This window comes from Anabaena sp. FACHB-83 (assembly GCF_014697485.1).
GTDB lineage: Bacteria > Cyanobacteriota > Cyanobacteriia > Cyanobacteriales > Nostocaceae > Nostoc_B.
Map to the genome: position 1 here is coordinate 25,292 of NZ_JACJRY010000046.1, position 21,806 is coordinate 47,097.

A 21,806-nucleotide genomic window follows, 5' to 3' on the forward strand; every position below is an offset into this window, starting at 1 on the left:
GCGTGCAACTCAAGCAGGTAATCATTGCTTATAAGGCGCGAGATTCTCAAAGTAAACGCTGGGCAGAAATTTGTGCCAAGCAGCTAGAAAATCGCGGTTGTCATGTACTGATGGGGCCTAGCGGGCCAAAAGATAACCCTTACCCGGTATTTTTGGCATCGTCTAATCAACCAATTGACATGGCTTTAGTACTCGGTGGTGATGGTACTGTTTTAACTAGTGCCAGACATTTAGCCCCAGCTGGTATCCCCATTCTTGGCGTGAATGTGGGCGGTCATCTGGGCTTTTTAACCGAGTCTGTAGATGAATTTCAAGATACAGAAAAAGTATGGGATCGGCTGTTTGAGGATCGTTATGCCATTCAACGGCGAATGATGCTACAAGCCGCAGTGTATGAAGGTCATCGCACGAATTTAGAACCAGTCACCGAACGCTACCTAGCATTAAATGAATTTTGTGTTAAACCCGCTTCTGCCGATCGCATGATCACCTCTATCCTCGAAATGGAAATTGATGGTGAAGTAGTCGATCAGTATGTAGGAGACGGGTTGATTATTTCTACTCCTACAGGTTCTACTGGTTACACTGTTTCGGCAAGTGGCCCCATCATGCACGACGGGATGGAAGCTGTCACCATTACTCCCATTTGTCCGATGAGTCTTTCTAGCCGTCCCTTGGTGTTACCGCCTGGGGTGGTGGTGAGTATTTGGCCTTTGGGCGATTACGATTTAAGTACTAAATTGTGGATGGATGGGGTGTTATCTACTTCCATTTGGCCTGGACATCGCGTTGATGTGCGAATGGCTGAGTGTCGAGCTAAATTTATTGTCTTACGCGAAAACAATTCCTACTATCAAACACTGCGCGAAAAGTTACTCTGGGCAGGTACAAGGGTTCGCTACAGTAACAATCATCGTAATTGATTGACAGTCCCCAGTTGTCTGGGGGTAACTCTCAGCTTTTGATCACAGGTAATTGCATCAAGTTAGTAATTTTATGAACTCTTAGCCCCTGATCAAATTCGGGGGTTTTTTGTGCTGATTACTTTTAAAGTCTGCGGAGGCATTAAGCCGTAACTGTAGGTGCGTTACGCTGTCGCTAACACACCCTACGTATTTGTTCAAAAATCAAATCGGACTGCTATATGACAAACAAACGCTTTTATCACATTGGTTTTGGGCAAGAGGATTTAGGGACATCGCCGCCTGAGATTGCTTTATTATCTGGCGATCGCGATCGCAGCCGTCTGATTGCCGAAAATTATTTCCAAGATGTGCGTTTATTATCCCAAAATCGCGGACTTGATAGTTATTCAGGCTATTTACCCAATCATCGCCCCATCTTAGCGGCAACTAGTGGGATGGGTGCGCCTTCTTTAAGCATTGTGGTGAATGAATTGGTACAGGTGGGAATCCGGCAAATTATTCGCATCGGGACTTGTGGCTCAATTCAACCCCATGTACCAGTCGGCAGTATTGTCATTAGTAGTGCGGCTTTGTGTCGTCAAGGTGCAGCTAATGACATTGCACCTATAGAATATCCGGCGGCGGCTGATCCGTTTTTGACCGTGGCTTTAGTCAAGGCTGCACAAGAGTTAGGATTTGAGCATTATTTAGGAATTACGGCATCTGTTGATACTTTTTATGAAGGACAGGAACGCGCTGATTCAGCCAATCCCTATTTAATGCGATCGCTCCGGGGAATTACGGAAGAGTATCGGCGGTTGAATATTTTGAACTACGAAATGGAATGCGGCACATTGTTCAAAATGGCGGGTGTGTATAAATTTGCGGCGGCGGCTGTTTGTGGTGTGGTAGCTCAACGCACCGTTGATGAGAGGGTAGTTTTAGAACAGAAAGAGGTGGCTGTGGGAAATGCGATCGCTACTGCTATCCACGCCATCACAAATTCTTGTGTTTAGCTTTAAATATCACCTCAGTAGATTTATGGACTCTTCATTTAATCTTTAAGTTAGCTGTTCCTCAATCTCGATAATATAGATTTATTAGGTGAAAAACTCATATTTTGCACATTAATAAATCCTGAAAAATACTGGATTTTACCAGCAAACTTATTGAGGAATCAGTAAAATTTAGTAACTAAAACCATCAATCTAAAATTTTAATAAAGAATTTATTTTTCATATTAATAAACAATCGGAGAATATCCTCAAATGAACTGCGCTTGGAAACGGGCAATTACTAATATTAACGTGGCGTTGATTGTAGTAATGCCAACGCTGATATTATCAGCATTTACACACCGGGCAGTAGCGGAAGATAAAGGTACTTGTTTTATGGTGACTGCTTCTGGAATGACGGTGGAGTTAACCAAGCTTTGCAGTGATGCTCAGAAAATCAACGCAACTTCTGGGGGTAAGGTTTTTCGGATACCTATCAAACGTCACTTTGGTAGAACTCCGGTGATTGATGTCACCTTTAATAACCAAAAAACCTTTGAAATGATTGTCGATACAGGTGCTAACGGAACTTTGATTACCCAAGCAATGGCTAATGCTTTGCAAGTTAAACCCACAGGTACACTGCAAGCGCAAACTGCTGATGGTAGCCAAGTACAATTTTCTACAGGCAAAGTTCAGTCTATCTCTGCGGGTGGAATTGTAGCAAATAATCTGGAAGTGGCGATCGCATCTAAAGCAGGTATCGGCTTACTTGGTCACGATTTCTTTGGTAACTATGACATCAAAATTTCACAAACAGTCGTGGAATTTCATACGCGCTAGATGATGTCGCTCTATTCTATTAACCCTGTCTGATTGCATTTAGGGTTTAAATGTACTGTGGAATTTCTGGTATAAATTATTCTGCTGCAACTCTCAGCACACACTTGAGAAACTTTGCATTTAAGTCTCCGAAATTGGAATTTTGAATTATTCCCGCTATATAGCGGTTCTCGGTTGGATGAGGTACATTTCAACCCCACCCCCAACCCCTCCCCGCTTGCGGGGAGGGGAGCGTTTGCGTCAGCAAATGCAGGGTGGGGTTCCAACTGTATTACAAGCAAGTAAGAACTGCTATAGTCATTCAAGAGCCTAAATTGAGGCTGTGGGCGGCTTTGAGGGTAAAACCAGCAAATCTTAGGACAGTTCATAGGACATAAAGAAACCGCCTCAGTAATGGGGCGGTTTTTGTCATTTGTGGGGTGGTTTAAAACTGAATAATCTTTTCATCTATTTTTGGCAGTGTAACGGGAATCCATTCATTACTACTGTCAAGCTTTATTGATGCGGTGCCAGTTGACCGGGGCTGCAATGTTGCCACGTCAACCTCAGCTAAACACTGCACCTGCAACATCTTACTAACTAGGTTGTAAAGCCCCTTAATACCAAACATGCAGCTTTGCGTGTTATTGTGGCTAACTATTGTCAAAGGCATTTCCTGTTTGCGGCTTTTGGTCAGAGCCAGCTTGCCAAACTTCTCAAGTAATACTTTATCTTTAATGAAGTCGCCGTATGTGGTGGCTTCCTCACAAATTAGGGATGTTGCTTTCCCCTCACTCCAAAGTTTCTTCCGCCATTGCTCCTCGCTATAAGAGGAGTTGTTAAAGGTTTTTAACCGTTGTTCCAATTCTTCAACATAATCGCGGATTTGTTGCTCGATGTCTTCCCAAGAGTGATAACTTTCAACCCCCTGCCATTCAGCTTTATTACTGTCAGGGTCAAGCACGATAACTCGGTAGCCTGCCTGTTTTTTCTGTTTAACGACATAACGAGCCAGCCAGGATTTACCGCCGCCTTGGTTGCCCCAAATCAGGGCAGTTTGCTTAACTAGATTTTGTACCCAGTCGGTGTTGCTGGGGGCAGTATTAGCAGGGGCGGTAGGCATAGGCGCACTGTCGAGTAATTCCTCAGCGTCTGGTGTTGCGTTGTATCCCTGCTCTAATGCAGCCTCTATCTGTCCAGCAACAGCATCAGTACCATACTGTGCTTCATAGTGTTTCAACTTGTCGCCTTTTAGCACATGGGCGATTAATCCACGCTTAATGGCTTGTTCATTACGATTAGTCTGAGCAGTGCGCTTCCAGCCTTCATATAATAACCAGCCTGTTGTTATAAAGCCAGCCGGGGGAAATGCTGTCAAGGACGCAACACCTATACCAGCAACAATCCCACCAATAACTAGCAATTGTGAGCCTTTGTCATCTACTTCTTCTGAGGCAAGAGCTCGCCATTCTTCATCTGTTAGCTCTTCAAAATAATCTCTGTTCATAATAGTTCCTTTAATTAGTTAAGCCCCGGCAGTTGCTAGGGCTGTTTATATGAATTAAGCTTCTTGCTTGGCAAACATGAGGTAATACTTTACTTGGTTTAACCAGAACAGGAGCCTCACGATCAACTCAACAACAAATATAGTTAACAACAACAGAACAATGTTGTTCCAGTTAATCTTGCTTATCTGCCCGGTGGTAAGAATGAACCAAAGCCTATTGAAGTTGCCATTAACCGGGGGATAAACAATAATACAAACACAGAAGTCAATAGCGTAGGCGAATAACGCGGCGAAACGTGCTCTACTGATGGTTAACACTGGGAAATTGTTGTACCACCGCTTGAGCATTTTAAGTGTGGGGTCATCTGTGTCTCTAATCTGATATTTATTGTGACTATCTGCGGCTGTAATAATTGCCCGCATAAAACGTTTATCACGTCGCAAAACAATAGGAAATAATTGGATCGTTTGCAAGGCAGCCCACAACAAAAAACCTAGAATCCAGTTAATGCCTAATGATAGAAGCCCGAACAAAACCCCTATTATAGGTATATTTTGTAGAAATGTTAGAATAGAAATACCACCAGTAGTTAGGGCTTCGACGGCTGATTTATAAGGAAGAACATTCATGTAGCCAAAATATAAACCTACCGCGAATAAAATCCAATAGAGAGTGCTTACGAAACTTACAGTGAATGAACCTTGTTTCTTCATCGTATGTACCTAACCTGTTTGGTATCAACGCCGTCGATGGGGGGATTGCCCGTGAATGCTACCTCTCCCACGACGGCATTTAATTTGCCATCTTTGTCAAAATCAGCTGGTATTAAACGTCCGGTGTTGCCATAGCGGTCACAAACCACAACGCCACGGGCTAAGGCTTTACGAGTCTTGGGGTCATAGATTGGCTTCCCTTGAATTAATAATCCATCAACCATAAAGCACCCGGCGGCGTAACGTTGGTTTGCGATTTCGGCTTGTGCCTGGGCATGATCATTAGATGCTTGCATCTTCATCTCTACTAGTGAGTTTCTAGAAACTTCTTCTCTTAGGATTGAAGCGGCGCGCATATTTTGATTGATGTTGTCCAGGCTGCCAAGGACGCATAAACCAATAGCAGCAAAGAAACTGAGGCGCACGCCGTTACGTCTGAGGTACTTCTCTACAGGATTTCTAGATATGCTTCTAGTTCTGCGAATGCCTGTTGTCGGCGCATACGCGAGTTGTGTGCTTTGACTGACCACTCCCCCAGGCGGCGCTGTCCCTCCTCAGCAAATTTGATTAACTCAGCTTCACGTCTTGCAGTTATCTCGTCTGTTGCTAATTCTGTCTCATGACCCATAGAGTCAAAGGCTTTCGCAATGGTTTTTTCTTTTGCAGTGCGGTAAGTATTAACGTAAGCTAGTCCATCAGTCAGTCCGAGTTGCACGGCTTGGAAGATATCACTTTCTGATAATGCTTGTTGCACACAATCAATGATGCCTAGAGCAGACCCTTTGGCATTATTAACAGCTTCTATTCCGTTACTAGCAGTAGCCATTCCCATACCGCCCGCAGGGGCTTGTGCGTTGTTGTTTGATGCAGTCTTATTATCTTGAACTTTGTTGGCTAACATCTCGACTTGTTCTACAAAGTCTTCAGGTAGTTCGCTATTAATAGAAAGATCAAGACCAGGAAACTTGGTTTGAACTTCAACAAGTAGTTGCTTGGGGCTAACTTCTTGTCCAGTGGATAAAGATAGATACTCAGCGGCTTCAAATACTTTCATTTTGGATTCTCCTTAAATTAGTTGTTGTATAGGTCTGGGTCTTGTGAGATTAAAACGCGGGTCTGTACTTTGCCATGCAAGCGGTAAGTATTTAGTGCTTTTCTTAGGGGCTCAACATCCCACGCAGTTAACGGGCGCTTGCGGCTTACACCTGTGTTGTCTTTTGTGCGAAGTCTCTTAAATCTAGGGACATATAAAGAGACTATGTTTAAAAGCGTGTGTAGCACTGAGGTAGTGATGCCTAGTTGCCTGGCAACCTCCTGTCGACTTAATAAAACATCTATTTCTGAATTACCTTCTATTTGAATCATATATAGATACGGATAGGTACGAATAGGTATGGATGGAGTGGGACAAATAGATTTACTCAACTGTATTCATCTATTTCTAGCCGTGCTCATCTGTACCTATCTATATTGTAACTACACTAAATAGCAATACAAAGGGAAAAACACCCCTTTTTACCCCCATTTTTCAGCCAATTTCATATGAATATCTTTTGGTACTCTTCAACCTATAAAGGTGGAGCTTATACGAGGCGTTTATAGACAATAAAAAACCCCGGCGTGGTGCCAGGGCGTGAGCTCATACAGAACTATTTATCTGGTTATTTTCTAGTGAAAAATTCTTCAGTATTTAGAAGGAAATTAAAATTCATATAGCAAACTCTATCAATACCTAACGCGGCAAGAGCTTTAATCTTTTGATTCTCTTTCAGCTCTTTTTTAATATCCGGTGTCTCGATGAGTAGGTGTACAGCACCTTCTTTATCGGCTACTAATATTACACCACCTACAGGTATGCGTTTCCCATCTGTACCGTACGCTTCTAAAGCATACATAAAATCAGAAGCAGGTGAAATAAGTTGTTCAGTTGTTTTAGGCATTGTGGTTATCCTTTGTTGGGGTTTGTTTATACATTCAGTCTGATCAAAAATAGCGAGGCAGTAAAGCCTAATAAAGCTTTTCCAATAAGTGTGGGTGGTGTGCTTTCAAAGCTAAATCCCTAATTGCTACAGCTTCTTCAAGTTTCTCAAACGTGCCGTAATGGTGGGCTTCTTCATCCCATATACGCACCATGAATTTATCTCTGGCAGGATAGATGTATTTGCCTAGCGGGGAGGGCTTGCGGCTTCTTCTGGCAGGCAATGGAGGGATTTCATTACCTATCCACTCAATGGTATTTTCTTCTTGTTCATCACCTGAGAAAGTGAGGAAGTTGCGCTCATAATTGGGGTCTAACTTAATAATGTAGTTATCTGGATTGAAAGATAATTTAAGAACTTTCATTATTGATGCTCCTGCGTTTCTGTTAAGGTGACGTAAATATTGAAAAGTGCGATTGCTGAGAGGAGTGCATCTGTGCGATTAAAGCCTAATTTTGCTCTATTAATATTGAACTCCTCCATCAATCCATCAGGGATTCTTACGCTATAAGCGCGTGTGCTTGCCATTATGCTGATGCCTCACGTTGTTCATATCCGAGGTTGATTAGTTTACGAGTCAACCAACTTAATCCTTTTTGTGTGAGTCGTGGCTGCAATGAAATGTGACGACCATCCCAACTATGTGATTCCTTAACAACGAAGTAACCACTTTCCATATATTGCTGGAAAGGTGTGTTATTCCACATCAGGATATCAAGGTCGCGCAGCAAGCTGAATAGTCGTTTTTGACCTAAATCTTTAAAGCCCATTAGTTTAGCGGCAGAGCTTAGATCAAATGTTTTATCTGCGGCTTCAATAAGCAAATCATGGATTTCCGCCTTTGGCGTCAGCACAGCAATCTCAGCCTCTTGTTCTTCAACTTTGGCTGATAGTGCAAGCTTCTGCTTCTCACTAGCTAATAGAAATTCAAGAGCTTCTATAAAGTTACCTGGGAGTTGGGGCTGGGGTTGGGATATTGCAGCTTTGGCTACTCTTTCACACTCCAGGAAGTAGCTCCTTACCTGTTCGCCCTGTGTGGTGCCAGCTCTCATGGCCCACCGCTTTAAGCACTCGGCAGCGAGATAAATATCCTCAGCAGGCCTACCCCCATAGGGGTTTTCCTGAGACTTCAGGAGAACTATATAGTCAATACCTTCAATGAACTGGCACTTGGAAAAGTTTAATTTGGCGTTGTCCTTGCGGCTGTAACCGAGCCATACCCAGGCATCATCGAAGCTTACAGGGAACTGCTCGGCCGATTGATAGATTTGATTTGCTAATGTTTGAGTAAATTGTGCGGAACGTGCTAAACTGTCTGTATACATTAAAAACTCCAGTTGATTGGGGTAAGTTAGAAGATTCCTCAGAAATGAGGGACAGATAAACAGCGACCGTCAAAGACTAATAAGAAGGATTTTTAAATGTGCGGCATTGGTAGTGTCGCGCATTTATGCTGTTCATAGTACCATTGTATCACAAGTCAGCGAACTGTGCAATTGTCAATAGGTATTTTGAAATCTTTATTTTTTATCCAATACACCAATACTTACCAGGTGTAATATTTCCTCTTCGGTGAACATACCGGCGCGCTGCATCCCCTCAGCTATCACCCTGCGTAGGAAATCAGATTTATTGGGTAATTGTTTGAGCTTTTCGTTCATAAGCGGCGGCAACTTCACCGCAACCGGGCGCTGATTATCGCTGGTACCAAGCTTGCCTACATATCTTGTACTCATAATATTTTTTCTCCATCAACTATAAATATCCTACCCAATGCACACGTTAACGTGCTAGTATCCACTACATCTTAGTAATCAAGGTGCAGTGGATATTGTTTTTGACGGGCAAATGCCTTTAAGCGCACGCGCGAACTTCCCCAACGTAAGCTGCGTGTACTTTGTGTACATGCCTTACCCAGGCGGCGATATCCTTTTATATATTGGGGCTACGGTTGATCTGCGGAGGCGCTGGCAACGTCATCAGCGGATGGATGAAATAGTTTTTATCAAAGGCGTATACCTGGCTTGGCTGAGGTGCCAGGAGTCAAGATTGGCTGCTTTAGAAGACTATTACATACGCGCTTTCAAACCAGAATTAAATAATAAACCACGGGCGCACCTCGCTGATATCGAGCTAGATAAGGAAAACTTGGAGGGGTTTTTGGGTGAGTAAATGTACTCAATTTAGTTCTCCCGGTGACGAAAAATTGAACGCTGGAAACCCTTGCTATGTATGGCTTGTAGAGGCTGTACTTACCACTTATAAAGAGAGGCAAGGGAGGGGAAAGCAGCAGGGAAGGAGGAAGCCCAGAGGGCGGAGGGCACCACCCACACCAGGGGAAGGGAGAACCAGCCACCACCAAGCAGAGAACCACCCAACCAGCCACCCAACAGGACAGGAGCGAGCCCCCGCGAAGCTGCAAAATTTTGATTTCAGCTTTTTCGGCAATTAGAAATCAGTCCCATATTTCTGCGAAGCAGCAAACCCGTAATAGGTTAGTTAGCCCTTGTTCCCTGGCAGGGTAAAAATTAAGCGTAATACCCTAACATAAACGCGGCTTTATATCTACCGTACTCTTTGGTATTGTGCTAGTATAGAAATAGGAAGTCCCACCCACTGCGATTTTCCCCCAAAAATAAATTTCCTCCCCAGCGCCCACCGCCAAGAAGGAATCAATAACACAAAATTTCTTTCCTACATATATAACTATGATAACACAAAACACCGCTTCAGTACAAACCACCCAAGAATTATCCATCAAGATCCAGGAGCAGCTTCATTCGATCCTCAACAAACTCGCTGAGCTTCAATGGATATGTCTATCAGCCCAGGAAGGCTGGGACATCAAGACAGACATCAGTTACCTAGCAGAGCGCGCCCGCAACAGACAAAAGCTTGAAATCTTCTCATACAGAAGCAATGAACTGTGTAAGAAGGTTGCTAGTCTAACTTCTCTCACCTTTTCCCTCGAACAGCAAATAGGTTGGGATGAGAGAATCAGTCTCGATATTTTGCAAGGCTTAGTACCTGAATATCTCGAACGTATTAATACTGTTGGTGCTAATGTAACTGCACTCTTAGAAGCCTCTCCAGAAGCTACTGTAGAGCCTCCACAAGCCGCACTAGAGCCAGTTCAAGCAGAAATAGCAACAGAGCAATCCCAACCAGTTGCGGAGCCACCTATACCATACTTAAATCTGTTCCCTCCAGAGTTACGTGAAGCCTTAGAAGGACTTGCTGCTCTTACAGATGATGGCTGGGAAGCAGTAGAGAACAAAGCTAAGACTAATGCGAAGCTGGCCCAAGCAATCAACCACCTTGAGAGAGCATTCGGCAAGGAAATTGCATCTATATATATAGATGATGAAGTTGCTGCACCCGCCCCGGCTAAAGACCTAAGTAACTTATATATAATGAAGCTTCGTAGGAGAGGTGTTAAAGGTAATGAGAAGCAACGCAACTACCTTGGCACAGCTTACATGGCTTCTACATATGCCTGCACCAAATCTGTAGCTATATACATCAATTCATTGTTAGAGCCGCTTCGTGTGAATCACGACAGCCTTAGATTTTACTTGCACATGCTAAATGCCTGCACGGTTCACACATACCACGATGCAAACTACTTTGTTCCAATTTGTAGAGATTTCATTGCTGATAAGTGCCCCGGCGCAAAGGAAGGCAAGAAAAACCTCATCGCTGCCGGGCTTTTAGAGTGTCAAGAAGATTATATCCCAGGCGAAAAGAGTAAACGTTATCGCATCCCATTTGAAATCCAGGAACGCATTATAGAGCTTACGCTTGAAGATTTACTATCAGATGATGTAGAGTTGCATTCCGATCGCTACGACTTAATGAAGCAACGCAAAGCTAAAGATGCTCCCCGCAGTGAATACACATTGGATGGGCAGAAGATAGCCGAGTTGCAGCACAACCACATTAAATTCAATAGCAATACCACAAACGTATTCCCTAAAGTACTTCTCTGTAAAGCTCTTAAGGAATGGAGATATAAATACAAGGCTATGCCGGAGGATACTGAGGAGCAACGCACTGCCAAGCTTAAAGAGAAAGAGAGATTTATATCTGCTTTTAATTCCTATAAGGCTGCAACTGTTGATGCTGGGGCTGTTAATTTACCAAACGGTATGGCTATGATTCGCCCGGCTTATTCACCTCAAAAATCAGGAAGAATCACAATGTACCGAGGAGGCTTCCAGAACTTACCTCGTGAGCTGCAAGACGTTGCATTCTACTTCACCGAGTATCGCAACTTCGATATGGTATCAGCACAGAGCAAAATCGCTTACCAATTGCTCAAGGAAGATGGTCTGGAATCCGCTTGGCTTAAGAATTACATTGATGATCCTAACGCCAAGAAAGTTCACGCGGCGGCTTGCTTCCCTGATGCGGATTCCGACGCAAGAGTAAAGACGTTTAAAGATTGCTTACATGCTTACCTTATGGGTGCTGCTGTTACCGCACCAAGTGATAAACTCCGCACTGAATGGGAAGAAGCTTGGAAAGCTAAATTCATAGATAAAAAGCCAGTACGCCCTTCCGCAATTAGAGATATCTTATTCAGTTTGTACAATACATTTTCTAAAGCTTATGAGGCATTCGCGCGTTGGTACAGCCATTGCTTACCTTTAATAAATGATATTAGTGCATGGCACAAACACATCAATCTTGCTGTCGCTGGTAAAGTCGCCGCCCCGGCTTGGCTAATTAGAAATTCAGTTCAAAAATCTCAATTGGATAAGAATCTCGGCAAGCCAAGTTGCAGGAACAAGATGGGCTGTGTAGATAACATCGATGGCTTGAAAGGTGGAAATCTTATTAGAGAAGTAGTTCCGTTTTTACTGCAAGGTGCAGAGGCAAGATTCATCACTGAAGCAGAAGTTATTGCCAAGGATTATGGTATTCACATCTCGCTAAATATGCACGATGGTTTCATTGCCCTGGTAGATGATGACAGCAACTTAGAATATAAGCTGGCGGAGATTTCTGCTAAAGCAAGTGAAAGAAGTGGTGTTCAGGGATGCTTGTCTGAGAAACCATTCAAGGAACCAAAATCCTCGGTTGAAACTGAACCTGTATCTTTTATCTAAACCCTTATAATTTAAGCTCACGCCCCCGCCATTGGGGGCATCAACGCTAATCACTAGGGGTTTAATTTATTGGCTTTATTAAAGTAATGTTCCCAAGCCCTGACTACTTCCAAAACCTCTTCATAAGTACCCACTCTTCCAAACCCTACTATATTTTTAGTTGGTGAGTTCCTAGCTACTAAAATTATTTCACTTACCCACTCCAACACCCAACTATCGTTTATGCCGTACCTGTTTAATACTTCCTTGGCTTGGTATTGAATGTAGTAACTAGAATTAGGGTCTTGACTGTTAATCCAACTTGAGCCTAATGCTGGCCTTGGATTTAATTTTCCCCTCTTTTCCTCAGATTCTATACCGTTATAAGCATCCCAGATTCCTTTTATATCCTTCTCCAATCGATTTACGAACAATTGAAACTCCACTTTAAACTCCGATTGATGACACATCACCAGACTCTCTCCAAACGCGCTAATTAACTCTTATTAGTAATAGTTAAATAGAACGAAACTGCCAAAACCACAGCTACAGTTCCAACCAACCATAACCCGAATACTTCTGCAAAAGGAAAAATAAATACTATCGACTTACTAATAACTATGGTAATTGCAAAAAACTTTAAAGCTAAGATAAAACAACCAAAAATACCATCGACTGTTTCCCATAACTTAGAAAGCCTCTTACGCACGGCTGACCTCCTGTTTAATTCCTAAGTTAGAATCATACAATACAAATTGCCAATAAACACTTACCTGTTTTTCTTGGTTTGGTATATTTATTCTTTTTACATAGGTAAAAATATAAGATTATATATTACTTTTCGAGTATGAAAAATAAACAACCAACCCCTCACCACCAGTTCAAAGGAGTCAACTGGAACATACAATACAACGCCTGGGAAGCCGTAATTAATGATAGGCATTTAGGATTCTTCAATAGTGACCTAGAAGCTGCACTGCACTATGATTACCACGCCCGCAAGGCAAATCTCACTACTAATTTCCCTTGGCGTGCTGTGCCGATGCCAAGACCTAAATCCCGCCTTCCCCGTGTTCAACAAAAATCAGAATACTTAGGAGTACAAAACTCATATGGTAGATGGAGTGCTTACTACAAAGGTTTATACCTGGGCACTTTCAAAACTGAAGAGGAAGCTGCTATTCACAGGGATAAATATGTAATAAAGAAAGAGGGTGCCAGATCCAAAAACTTGTCCTTAACATACGCGGAGAGCGCCCTGGCACCTACACCAAATCCAACCAGTAGGAAACGCTCACCTTATGGTAAATTCATAAGCTTAAAGAAAAACAGATATCAAGTATCGGTAAATGGCAAATACCTTGGGCTGTTCTGTGGGTTAGAGGAGTCTATACGAGTCCGGGATGAGTACTGCAGAAAACATTATTTAAATACCGAACGTTATTAAAATAAAACCCCCAGCATTACGCCGGGGGCTATTTGTGAGTAATTAAATATATTTGGTTACTATAGATTTTTGTTGTAGAGATAAACCCTGATACTAGCGCGTATTAGTTTGTCCATTGTTCGCCCGCTGCGTGCTGCCTCCGCCTTAACTTCCTTCAGTAGCTCGGCAGGTAAGGAAATCTCGATCTTACTTTGCATCCTTAGAGCCCTCAGAATTAGATTTATTGTCACTTTCAGATTTAGAATTATCTTCCTCAGCTATTGCTTTGCCCAAGTTGTATGCTACGTGTGCGGTCATACTTACGGCATACCCAATCATAATTGCCTCAACCATTACATTCGTCCTTTGTTCGATTAACGTTTCATACCTTAATACTATCTATTCCCAGCAAGGCACAAAAGGAAATAATGCCTTAAAATCCTGCGTATATGTACTTAATTTGTAGCGCGGGCGCTGTTTCTATTTTATTGATAAATATATTACAATATAGATATATAGCCATATAAAGCAATGATAACCACCATAAATAAAGAAGAATTATTCAAAGCTCACTTAAGAGGTGAGTCTATTGCGGCTATCGCCCGCCGCCACAACCTCAAACCCCAAACTATTGAATATTGGTTCCGCCGTCACTTTGGGTACCGAAAAGGTAGAAACAATAATCTCTGCCCGGTAATTGAAGAGTACCTGGCTAGTAGATCAGTTTCCAAGAGGAATAAACAGATTATTCAAGAATGGTACAGCCAAAACCTATTTAACTTGGTGGCAGAAGGCAGAGGGAACGCCCGCCCGGCTTTTGTAGAACACAAGTTAAATCAAAACATTAAACGTGATAATGCCAAATTAATTGCAGGTGCCATTAGCGCACGAGGAGAATTAGAAAATGCCTACGATCAATCCACCTTTAACCAGATCGTGCTATATCAACGTAGCCGATTTAAATGAATGCCTCGTTCAGTACTTTGCTGGTACGCTTGATTATTTCACTGATTTAAGTCGCTTGGCGTTGCCCCTGGTTTTACTACATCCAAGCAACAGCTTATGGGGTGTTCTATGCGCCGATGATATGTATGCAGCTCTTGATAAGCTTTCATATCTGCACCGGGCTGTAATTACCCAAGAGTATCGCCCAAGTGATGAGGCATATCAATATATAGTAGATTGCTATGTATTAACCTCTAGCACCTTAAAAGTAGATGAGTGGCAAGCGAATGAATTGCGCCTGGCTTTAGAAAATCTCAGTGAAATCATACTGAAGTTACTTTAGCTATTTGGTTTTCCACTATATTAGGAGCTTAAATTACCTTCAGTTACCTCAGCCCCGTTACTCATGGAAAGAAATAGATGCCTAACGTCGGCAGAGTACGACTTCATGGCACTTCACTATGTACTAAATCCTAGCCTTACTCGACCGCAGATTACCAAGCTCATTAAAGAGCAATTCCAATTAGAACTAACCTATAAGCAATTTCTTACCGCTAAAGAGAAAATAAAGCCAATCATTGAGAGGCTAAAAAACGACGACAATCTTTGCTTACAGATAGCTAAAGATTGTTGTTTTTTTAAGATTTCACACAGGATTCACCGCATCCAGCAACTAGAACGCATTGTAGAGAACTCAATCAATAATGGACACGAAGCTGCTGCGGTTGCCGCCATTAAGCTTATTAAGGAAGAGTTTAATATCGCACAGGAAGCGCCCAGCGTACAACTAGTTATTGGCACCGCCACGCCCCCGCCACAACAAGACGATGATCTCACCCCAGAAGACGAAGACCTTTGATTTAAGCCTGCACGCTTCACAGATGCAGGTTTTCTTAGATCCAAAGCCATTTAAGCTGTTGGTCTGCGGAAGAAGGTGGGGTAAGTCCAGATTACAGCTCACCAGAACAATAGAGCGTGCTATATCCTTTGACCAGCACTATGACCCCGCCTCACCCCCGGTTGTACTAATTACAATGCCTACGTTAAAACAGGCAAAGCAAATCTTCTGGCGCCCGCTGATTAACTTATTGTCAGATGCACCATTTGTAGATTCAATCAACCGTAGTGAGAATCGCATAGTACTGAAGGGCAATAAACCAGACATCTTGGTGCGTGGCGCTAATGATGATAATGGTGACTCCATGCGTGGCTTGAAGGTCTATTACGTTGCTGGTGATGAATGGCAGGATGTAAAGCCAAGTGTATGGACTGATGTGTTGTTGCCCGCGCTTAGTGACACCCCCGGCTCTAGCTCAATACTAACTGCAACACCAAAAGGTAAGGCACACCCGTTATATAATTTTCACCTTGATGCCCTGTCCAGTGAAGAATGGGCTTACTATCATTTTTGCACGAGGGATAATCCTTTCTTTCCGATCGCTAAACTAAGGGAAGCGAAACGCAACCTCCCACCTAAGATTTACAATCAAGAATTTAAAGCTGGCTGGGAAGATTTTGAGGGTCAGATATTTGACCAGCTACATGACAGACATCTAATCAACAACTTCCCTGCCGAACTTACTTACTACTGTGGTGTAGATTGGGGTGATGTCAATCCCGGCATCGTGGTTGTAGGGCTGTCTAAGGACTATGGAAAATTCTATATAGTGGATTCGTGGCTTAATACCAGCGGACAAGCAATCACTCAAGATGACTTTATGTCCCGGCTGGCCCAATACTGTAATAAATACAATGTCTTCCGCTGCTACATGCCTGATGACCGCCCGGCTTCTATTAAATCAGCCCGTGAGTATGGACGGAAGCAAGATATTAGAGGTATGGAGAAAGCGGTTAGCGTTGACCGCCGGGCTATTGGTGTAGTTGAGCGTTGCCAGATAGCAAACAACCTATTCTATCAAGACAACCTATTTATTAAGTCTTCAGAACGCACGCTGATAGACCAATTCCAGTCCTACCACCGTAAGCAAGATCGTAATGGAAACATACTTAATGAACCAGCCGATGGTCAACAAGACCACCTTGTAGATGCGAGTATGTACGTCCTTGCAACCTTATACGCCGCTATTCAAAAACGTAATTTATATTAATATGCCTTATCCAGTTAGTTTAACCTTCAAGGTATTAGAATCCTGCCATGAAGAATACTTGTACACTGCTGATACGCTGCGCCGCATTGACCTATTAACGGCTGGCGGTCATAAATTAGAGAAAAATATTGAGGAGTTTCTACCACAGCGTCCTGGTGAAGAAAATGTGGTCTATGAAGCCCGCCGCCGCAAGTACAACTATTTAAACTTGCTTGGTTCTGCAATCAATCAACAAGTAGCCAAGTTATCAAGCGCCGCGCTTAGTGTGTCAGGTATTGGTGAGGAACCATTCTGGGAAGAGTTTAGGGAAGATACAGACCGTGCCGGGCGATCGGAACGTGATTTACTATCTTATGTTTTTGCAGAGTTGCTCAAGTTTAAGAAGATTTACCTGCACGTTGATAAGCCACGCGCCTCGGCTACTCCACTCAACAGAGCGCAAGAACAATCATTAGGATTAAGACCTTACGTTGTTGCTTATTCTCCCTTCCAGGTAACTAACTGGCATGAGGAAGCTGGTAAACTGCAATGGATAAAGATTAGGCAGATAGTTACCGCGCAGCCCGACCCCACCAAAGAACCACAGACAATCGCGCGCTGGGTATTTATTGACAACACCAGCATTGCTACATACTCTGCTGTAGTTAAGCTTAGGGGTGGAGAGATTGAAGAGCTAAATGGCAAAGGTGTTAACGATGATACGCCCGTGGCTTTGCAGCCTGAAGTTCTGCACGGTTTAGGCGAGATTCCAGTTATCAAGCTGGAGATACCTGATACGCTTTGGGTTGCCGATCAAGCTTATCCCAAAGCCCTGGAACACTTAAAAACCGAACACACCAGACACGACATGCTGACGTTGGCTTACTTCCAGCGCACATATAAGAAGGTTCAGATTCCAGATCAGGATTTAGATGAAACCTACTCTGATGTAGAACCTATAAAGACAGGTTTGCAGCACGTCCTTGAACTAGAAGACTTCAAGTGGAACGAACCGAACGGTGGCATTATTGAGCATATCAACAACACCTTGCAGTCTATTAAGGATGAGGTGCGTGATTTGGTTAGCCTCGGCGGTGGCTCAACTACTAATGAAGCCGTCCGGCAATCTGGTGAATCCAAGGCAATGGACTTTGTTAAGCAAGAAGCCATCTTGAGACAGTATGGTTCAATCCTGACGCAAGGCTACCAGATTCTATTACAGATGGTTGCCAAGTCAGCTGGTATTGCTAATCCAGAACTTATATCTGTCACGGGATTCCAAAACTTTGAGACTGACACGTTGGAATCACTCATTACCAAAGTAACTGAATTATCAGGCATTGATTTTGCCACGCTTGCTAATAATTTACCACCCACAGCATACAAGTTGGTTTATAGCCAGCTTGTCTCACTGCTGGTAGGCAACTTGTCCGCAGAACAGCAACAGGTAATTAATGCTGAGATTGAGGCAAGAATCACTTCCCCCGCCTGATTTTTGGTTTTCCACATTTATAGGGGCAACTGGATAAGCCACAAACCAGATACCCGTACCGTAGGGCAAAACGGAAACCATATATTTAAATGGATAAATTAAACAATGACACCAGAAGAAATCACAGCTTTAGTTAGTCAGCAAATCGAAGCAGTTAAAGCTGAACTCACCCAACAGATTACCACAGCTAACCAAGGTCTAGCCGCAAGCTTAACCAAAGAGATTAAGAAGCTTTCGCAGCCCGCGCCTGCTACCCAAGAAGAACCTGAGAAGGAATCGTTAACCCTTAAGTCTTTGAAGCAGCAGTTGTCAGATATGCAAGAGCAATTAGCTGCCAAAGATAGACAAGCACTTGATGCAATGAAGCGGTCTGGGGTTGCTGAGGCGATCGGACAATTAAAAGCTCTCTCCCCCGGCATTCTCCAAAAGTTAATCCTTACAGAGTATGGAGATGCTTTGAAGCAAGATAGCGGCGTGTGGTATGTAGAATCTCCCACTGTTGGCGTGAAGCCATTAGCCACTGTTCTCAGTGATTTCCTAAAGACTGATGATGGCAAGTTATTCGTGCCTCCTTCTGGCATAAACGGGAGTGGTGCTACCGAGAGTAAGCCCATCCCAGCTACCAGTGAATCACCAAAAGCTGAAGATTTACTGGTTCAAGCTTTTAGTAATCCCCAAGCTTTTTCAAACTTTACATAGACAAATATGGCAACGATTATTTCCCCAGTTGATGCACTTCAGCTTCTAGTTCAGGAGGAGGTGGCTTCAACTCCATTGGATATGTATCCGATGCTCGACAGACTCCGTGCAGCTGGTAATATACGTGTTGCGCGCCAACGCCAAATTAAATGGAATGTTAATGCTGGTGGTGCAACTGCAACTGGTGAAGCTACTAGCGCGTCTATTTCTGCATTCAGTGCTGATACTTACGTACCTGCTACTCTAGCGATCGGAGAGAATAGAATCCGGCACTCCTTTAGTATTCAAAAGGAGTTGATTGCTGAGGCCGCCTCCGCCGGTAAAGGAGTTCTACGCGATTTATTCACTGCTGACATCAGAAGTGGTATTAGAATCTGTCTGGAAACACTTCAAACACAGATATACACTGGTACAGGTTTAGCCGCCAACGGTGGTGTTGTAGGACTGCAAGAAGCTGTCACAGCTGCAACTTATGCCAACATTAACAGCGCCACCTACACAAGCTGGGCAAGCTTCCGCAGTGCTAACGCGGGTACAAACCGCGCCCTCACTTTAGCTCTACTCACAGGTATGGAGGTAGGTATATATAACCGTGGTGGTAATTTCACCGCAATTTATACCACTCCAGCCATCGTAGCTACTTATAAGGCATTGTTTGCTGCACAGGCTAACGTCCAACCGGCTGCAATTCCTTCCATGACTGTTGACTTAGGTTACACGGGTGTAGCCTACGCTGGTCGTCCGATCATCCAAGACCCATATTGCCCAGCCAACCGATTATTCTGGGTTGATGAGCGCGATATCTTCTTACATACCTACGGGCAAAGCAACTCTCAGGCTCAAGAAGGGTTCCAGTTCTGCTTCGAGCAGCTTCCGAGCGACAACCCTGACGCTCTGCGCTACACAGTTTACATCAAACCCCAGTTGCAGGTTTTCAACCGTCCCAAAGACCTCGCACAATTAGCGGACATCACCTGATAATATGGCTGTACTCAGTCAAGACCAGATTGAGCGTATTGAACTACTGTGTGGATACGCTCAATTTCAATCATTAACCAGATCACAATTGCAGCTTGATTTCACCCAGTCTGTGGTTGACCGCGTGGCAGAAATCCTTTCCCAGCTTGACACTATTGATGCTCAGTTGGTTCAGGTTAGAGAAGATAACTATGTAACAGAGAGCCGGGGTACTAAGCTTAACTATGCTTATCACACAAAGCAGTTGAGGTTGTCCGGGCTTAACTTATTGAAGGAACTGGCCAGCATCCTCGGCATTACTCTGTTAAAGAATCGCTACCTCCCCGGCGATTACACAAACATCTCCTACTGGTAACAAAGATGATTTCATCTAGTGTCACGTTCAGGGGCAAAATCTTTGAGCGTGATATCACCAATAAATCCATCACGCAAGCGATAGAAAACACAGCAGACTGGGCGCAGAATAGGTTTAAATCTGCAACTCCGGTACGTAGTGGAAGGATGCGTGATGGTTGGACTGCCACGCCTCAGCGCCGGGAGTTGTTTATTACTAATAATGTGCCTTATGCCGATATCGTTTCACGCCGCGTCGGGCTCTACGGCAAAACCATACCAATGGCTGAGCAAAGGCTGAGGCAGGAGTTAAGAAGCATATATGACTCTTTATAGTAAACTCGCTGAGGTTGAGGCAAAGGTTGGACAAATAGAAACAAAATTAGGCTTACCACAGCGTAAGAACCTGCTGGTACGCCAAATTGTAAACAACCATATTGCCAAAACCTCAGTTATAACAGACCACTTAATCACGCCTAAGCCGTACATTACTAACGTCGCGCCCCGGCTGGTTAACCTACAGGTAGCGTCTGAGGGTGTTGATCAGGTGTTTATTGCCGCAAGTGACACGCAGGTTGAAATCCCCCGCACCTATCCTAAAAACTTCTTCCTTACCGTTGGGTCATTAAAAACAATATATATGATAGACCCCCCACTTACTTCAGGCGGGGCAATTTCGTATATAAACCCAACTACTAAGACCATTAATGGTTATTTCCATAACTTAATCTACCTGTCGGACAATGACCCTACTAGGTGGCTTTTGGTGCTGAGGCAGGAGACTGATAAGAGATGAATATTATCACCGCCCGCGAGGCTATTAGAGCTTTCGTTGATGCAAACATCCCTATCTACCGATGGGATATGGATGTGCCGGATGTACTTTACTACAACCGTGGTGGCTTCAACATTTTTGCTAATACGGCAATAGAGTTACCTTTGCAGGAGTTAGTTTCTGTTAGGGAAGGTAATAACGGCGTGGTTGCCAGCGTGCGCTTCCCTTACCGCGTTACGTGGATATTCAACGGTGACCAGCCAATTAACTCCCTGCCATTTAAAGCTGTGGAAGCTGTGGTGGCTAATATTCAAGTCCTGGCGCTCATCAGAAGACCAAGCCCAGACTTTACACAGTTTACTCCTTACCAAGAACCAGACACTGTAACCATCTCTAATACAGAGGATGAATCTAAAGATTGGTTATTGAGTGCTAACTTCAGCTTTGATGCCACGTTTAGGGTTACCACGCTGGCGGACACCTCAGACCTCACCTCCCCCGGCTACTTTGATTTAGGAGATGAGCCAGTAGTTAACGACATCTCCATTAAGGTACATAAGGCAGAGCAAGGTTTTGACCGCACCAATAACACAACGTTCAAGCTCGACAACACTATAAATATCGAACCGTAAAAATAATGGTTAATGTTTTTGCTAACTTCCTTTCTCCGGGCGTTAAGGTAAGTGAAAGTGCCCAAGGATACAGAAATTTAGAAATCGCCAGCCACAGCCACGTATACATGATTGGCTCTGGTGCGTCTGGTAGTTTCAACACCCCCACTCAGGTTACTAGCCTGGCTGACTTCACCAATGTTTTTGGGGCTAGTCCTAGTACTGATGAAGTAAAGCTATTCTTCAGAAACAACCGCCGGGGCATCCTGTACTTTGTACGTACACAGATTGCCCAGCGAAATGAAATTACTATTAGTAGCGCGGCGGCTGGTGCTTATAGAACCCATTTGGGATCTATGAAGTAGCTAACCGTTTGAGCATAAGTCTGACAAAACAGAGATGAATTTTAGTCGTCGCATTCTCCAAAGTTCTTTCAAAATTTTTGACC

30 protein-coding genes are annotated in these 21,806 nt (G+C 43.6%); 18 read left to right on the forward strand and 12 right to left on the reverse strand.

Annotated features, from left to right (window positions below; genetic code table 11):
- Positions 1 to 2: 2 nt before the first annotated feature.
- From H6G79_RS30030 to H6G79_RS30040, 3 genes are all read left to right on the forward strand, one after another.
- Positions 3 to 923, forward strand: coding sequence for an NAD(+) kinase (locus H6G79_RS30030; RefSeq protein ID WP_190593853.1), 921 nt, complete (start codon positions 3 to 5; stop codon positions 921 to 923).
- A gap of 221 nt (positions 924 to 1,144) precedes the next feature.
- Positions 1,145 to 1,921 (forward strand): nucleoside phosphorylase, encoded by a 777-nt coding sequence (locus H6G79_RS30035; protein ID WP_190593851.1) that lies wholly within the window; start codon positions 1,145 to 1,147, stop codon positions 1,919 to 1,921.
- Positions 1,922 to 2,173: 252 nt separating this feature from the next.
- Complete coding sequence (locus H6G79_RS30040; RefSeq protein ID WP_190593849.1) at positions 2,174 to 2,743, forward strand: TIGR02281 family clan AA aspartic protease; 570 nt, start codon at positions 2,174 to 2,176, stop codon at positions 2,741 to 2,743.
- A gap of 424 nt (positions 2,744 to 3,167) precedes the next feature.
- Here the strand turns inward: H6G79_RS30040 and H6G79_RS37025 are convergent, their stop codons facing one another.
- The 9 genes from H6G79_RS37025 to H6G79_RS30085 all read right to left on the reverse strand — a co-directional run bounded on the left by H6G79_RS37025 (position 3,168) and on the right by H6G79_RS30085 (position 8,658).
- Complete coding sequence (locus tag H6G79_RS37025; protein WP_242048625.1) at positions 3,168 to 4,229, reverse strand: hypothetical protein; 1,062 nt, start codon at positions 4,227 to 4,229, stop codon at positions 3,168 to 3,170.
- Positions 4,230 to 4,283: 54 nt separating this feature from the next.
- Complete coding sequence (locus H6G79_RS30050; protein WP_190593847.1) at positions 4,284 to 4,943, reverse strand: hypothetical protein; 660 nt, start codon at positions 4,941 to 4,943, stop codon at positions 4,284 to 4,286.
- Positions 4,940 to 5,239: a hypothetical protein gene (locus tag H6G79_RS30055; protein ID WP_190593845.1), complete on the reverse strand. Its 300-nt coding sequence runs from the start codon at positions 5,237 to 5,239 to the stop codon at positions 4,940 to 4,942. Before H6G79_RS30055 ends, H6G79_RS30050 begins: the two co-directional genes overlap by 4 nt.
- A gap of 152 nt (positions 5,240 to 5,391) precedes the next feature.
- Positions 5,392 to 5,997, reverse strand: a complete 606-nt coding sequence (locus H6G79_RS30060; RefSeq protein WP_190593843.1) for a hypothetical protein — start codon at positions 5,995 to 5,997, stop codon at positions 5,392 to 5,394.
- Positions 5,998 to 6,604: 607 nt separating this feature from the next.
- On the reverse strand, positions 6,605 to 6,883 hold the full coding sequence (locus H6G79_RS30065) for a hypothetical protein (protein WP_190593840.1): 279 nt from the start codon (positions 6,881 to 6,883) through the stop codon (positions 6,605 to 6,607).
- A 67-nt stretch (positions 6,884 to 6,950) separates the two neighbouring features.
- On the reverse strand, positions 6,951 to 7,286 hold the full coding sequence (locus H6G79_RS30070; RefSeq protein WP_190593838.1) for a hypothetical protein: 336 nt from the start codon (positions 7,284 to 7,286) through the stop codon (positions 6,951 to 6,953).
- On the reverse strand, positions 7,286 to 7,450 hold the full coding sequence (locus H6G79_RS30075; RefSeq protein WP_190593836.1) for a hypothetical protein: 165 nt from the start codon (positions 7,448 to 7,450) through the stop codon (positions 7,286 to 7,288). Before H6G79_RS30075 ends, H6G79_RS30070 begins: the two co-directional genes overlap by 1 nt.
- The gene (locus H6G79_RS30080; RefSeq protein ID WP_190593834.1) at positions 7,450 to 8,247 is read right to left on the reverse strand and encodes a phage antirepressor KilAC domain-containing protein; all 798 of its coding nucleotides are present in this window, start codon (positions 8,245 to 8,247) and stop codon (positions 7,450 to 7,452) included. The genes H6G79_RS30075 and H6G79_RS30080 overlap by 1 nt, the downstream gene beginning before the upstream one ends.
- 195 nt (positions 8,248 to 8,442) lie before the next feature.
- Positions 8,443 to 8,658: a hypothetical protein gene (locus H6G79_RS30085; RefSeq protein ID WP_190593832.1), complete on the reverse strand. Its 216-nt coding sequence runs from the start codon at positions 8,656 to 8,658 to the stop codon at positions 8,443 to 8,445.
- A gap of 169 nt (positions 8,659 to 8,827) precedes the next feature.
- On the opposite strand from H6G79_RS30085, the gene H6G79_RS30090 reads away from it, so the two are divergent.
- Entirely contained in the window at positions 8,828 to 9,094 is a 267-nt protein-coding gene (locus H6G79_RS30090; RefSeq protein WP_190593830.1) for a GIY-YIG nuclease family protein, read from the forward strand.
- A gap of 536 nt (positions 9,095 to 9,630) precedes the next feature.
- Complete coding sequence (locus H6G79_RS30095) at positions 9,631 to 12,033, forward strand: hypothetical protein (RefSeq protein WP_190593828.1); 2,403 nt, start codon at positions 9,631 to 9,633, stop codon at positions 12,031 to 12,033.
- 53 nt (positions 12,034 to 12,086) lie between these two features.
- Here H6G79_RS30095 and H6G79_RS30100 read toward each other — a convergent pair whose 3' ends face one another.
- A complete protein-coding gene (locus H6G79_RS30100; protein WP_190593826.1) occupies positions 12,087 to 12,482 on the reverse strand; it encodes a hypothetical protein in 396 nt (131 codons plus the stop codon).
- Positions 12,483 to 12,508: 26 nt separating this feature from the next.
- Positions 12,509 to 12,721, reverse strand: coding sequence for a hypothetical protein (locus tag H6G79_RS30105; RefSeq protein ID WP_190593824.1), 213 nt, complete (start codon positions 12,719 to 12,721; stop codon positions 12,509 to 12,511).
- 138 nt (positions 12,722 to 12,859) lie between these two features.
- Here H6G79_RS30105 and H6G79_RS30110 point away from each other — a divergent pair, with 138 nt between their 5' ends.
- On the forward strand, positions 12,860 to 13,459 hold the full coding sequence (locus H6G79_RS30110) for a hypothetical protein (RefSeq protein ID WP_190593822.1): 600 nt from the start codon (positions 12,860 to 12,862) through the stop codon (positions 13,457 to 13,459).
- Between the two features lie 59 nt (positions 13,460 to 13,518).
- Here H6G79_RS30110 and H6G79_RS37790 read toward each other — a convergent pair whose 3' ends face one another.
- Positions 13,519 to 13,656 (reverse strand): ribbon-helix-helix protein, CopG family, encoded by a 138-nt coding sequence (locus H6G79_RS37790; protein WP_190593820.1) that lies wholly within the window; start codon positions 13,654 to 13,656, stop codon positions 13,519 to 13,521.
- Positions 13,657 to 13,969: 313 nt separating this feature from the next.
- Between H6G79_RS37790 and H6G79_RS30120 the strand changes: the two genes are divergently transcribed.
- From H6G79_RS30120 to H6G79_RS30175, 12 genes are all read left to right on the forward strand, one after another.
- Positions 13,970 to 14,404 carry a helix-turn-helix domain-containing protein gene (locus tag H6G79_RS30120; protein ID WP_190593818.1) on the forward strand — a complete coding sequence of 145 codons (435 nt, stop codon included), beginning with the start codon at positions 13,970 to 13,972 and terminating at the stop codon, positions 14,402 to 14,404.
- Positions 14,405 to 14,525: 121 nt separating this feature from the next.
- Positions 14,526 to 14,726: a hypothetical protein gene (locus tag H6G79_RS30125; protein WP_190593816.1), complete on the forward strand. Its 201-nt coding sequence runs from the start codon at positions 14,526 to 14,528 to the stop codon at positions 14,724 to 14,726.
- Positions 14,727 to 14,831: 105 nt separating this feature from the next.
- Complete coding sequence (locus tag H6G79_RS30130) at positions 14,832 to 15,242, forward strand: hypothetical protein (protein WP_190593815.1); 411 nt, start codon at positions 14,832 to 14,834, stop codon at positions 15,240 to 15,242.
- A gap of 175 nt (positions 15,243 to 15,417) precedes the next feature.
- Entirely contained in the window at positions 15,418 to 16,491 is a 1,074-nt protein-coding gene (locus tag H6G79_RS30135; RefSeq protein WP_190593813.1) for a hypothetical protein, read from the forward strand.
- Between the two features lies 1 nt (position 16,492).
- Positions 16,493 to 17,962, forward strand: a complete 1,470-nt coding sequence (locus tag H6G79_RS30140) for a hypothetical protein (protein ID WP_190593811.1) — start codon at positions 16,493 to 16,495, stop codon at positions 17,960 to 17,962.
- A gap of 105 nt (positions 17,963 to 18,067) precedes the next feature.
- The gene (locus H6G79_RS30145; RefSeq protein ID WP_190593809.1) at positions 18,068 to 18,661 is read left to right on the forward strand and encodes a hypothetical protein; all 594 of its coding nucleotides are present in this window, start codon (positions 18,068 to 18,070) and stop codon (positions 18,659 to 18,661) included.
- A 6-nt stretch (positions 18,662 to 18,667) separates the two neighbouring features.
- Positions 18,668 to 19,639, forward strand: a complete 972-nt coding sequence (locus H6G79_RS30150) for a phage major capsid protein (RefSeq protein ID WP_190593808.1) — start codon at positions 18,668 to 18,670, stop codon at positions 19,637 to 19,639.
- A gap of 4 nt (positions 19,640 to 19,643) precedes the next feature.
- The gene (locus H6G79_RS30155; RefSeq protein ID WP_190593806.1) at positions 19,644 to 19,994 is read left to right on the forward strand and encodes a hypothetical protein; all 351 of its coding nucleotides are present in this window, start codon (positions 19,644 to 19,646) and stop codon (positions 19,992 to 19,994) included.
- A 5-nt stretch (positions 19,995 to 19,999) separates the two neighbouring features.
- Positions 20,000 to 20,308, forward strand: a complete 309-nt coding sequence (locus tag H6G79_RS30160; RefSeq protein ID WP_190593804.1) for an HK97 gp10 family phage protein — start codon at positions 20,000 to 20,002, stop codon at positions 20,306 to 20,308.
- Positions 20,295 to 20,768, forward strand: a complete 474-nt coding sequence (locus tag H6G79_RS30165; protein WP_190593802.1) for a hypothetical protein — start codon at positions 20,295 to 20,297, stop codon at positions 20,766 to 20,768. The genes H6G79_RS30160 and H6G79_RS30165 overlap by 14 nt, the downstream gene beginning before the upstream one ends.
- The gene (locus H6G79_RS30170) at positions 20,765 to 21,379 is read left to right on the forward strand and encodes a hypothetical protein (protein WP_190593800.1); all 615 of its coding nucleotides are present in this window, start codon (positions 20,765 to 20,767) and stop codon (positions 21,377 to 21,379) included. Before H6G79_RS30165 ends, H6G79_RS30170 begins: the two co-directional genes overlap by 4 nt.
- Before the next feature lie 5 nt (positions 21,380 to 21,384).
- A complete protein-coding gene (locus H6G79_RS30175) occupies positions 21,385 to 21,723 on the forward strand; it encodes a hypothetical protein (RefSeq protein ID WP_191049386.1) in 339 nt (112 codons plus the stop codon).
- The last annotated feature ends 83 nt before the right edge of the window (positions 21,724 to 21,806 follow it).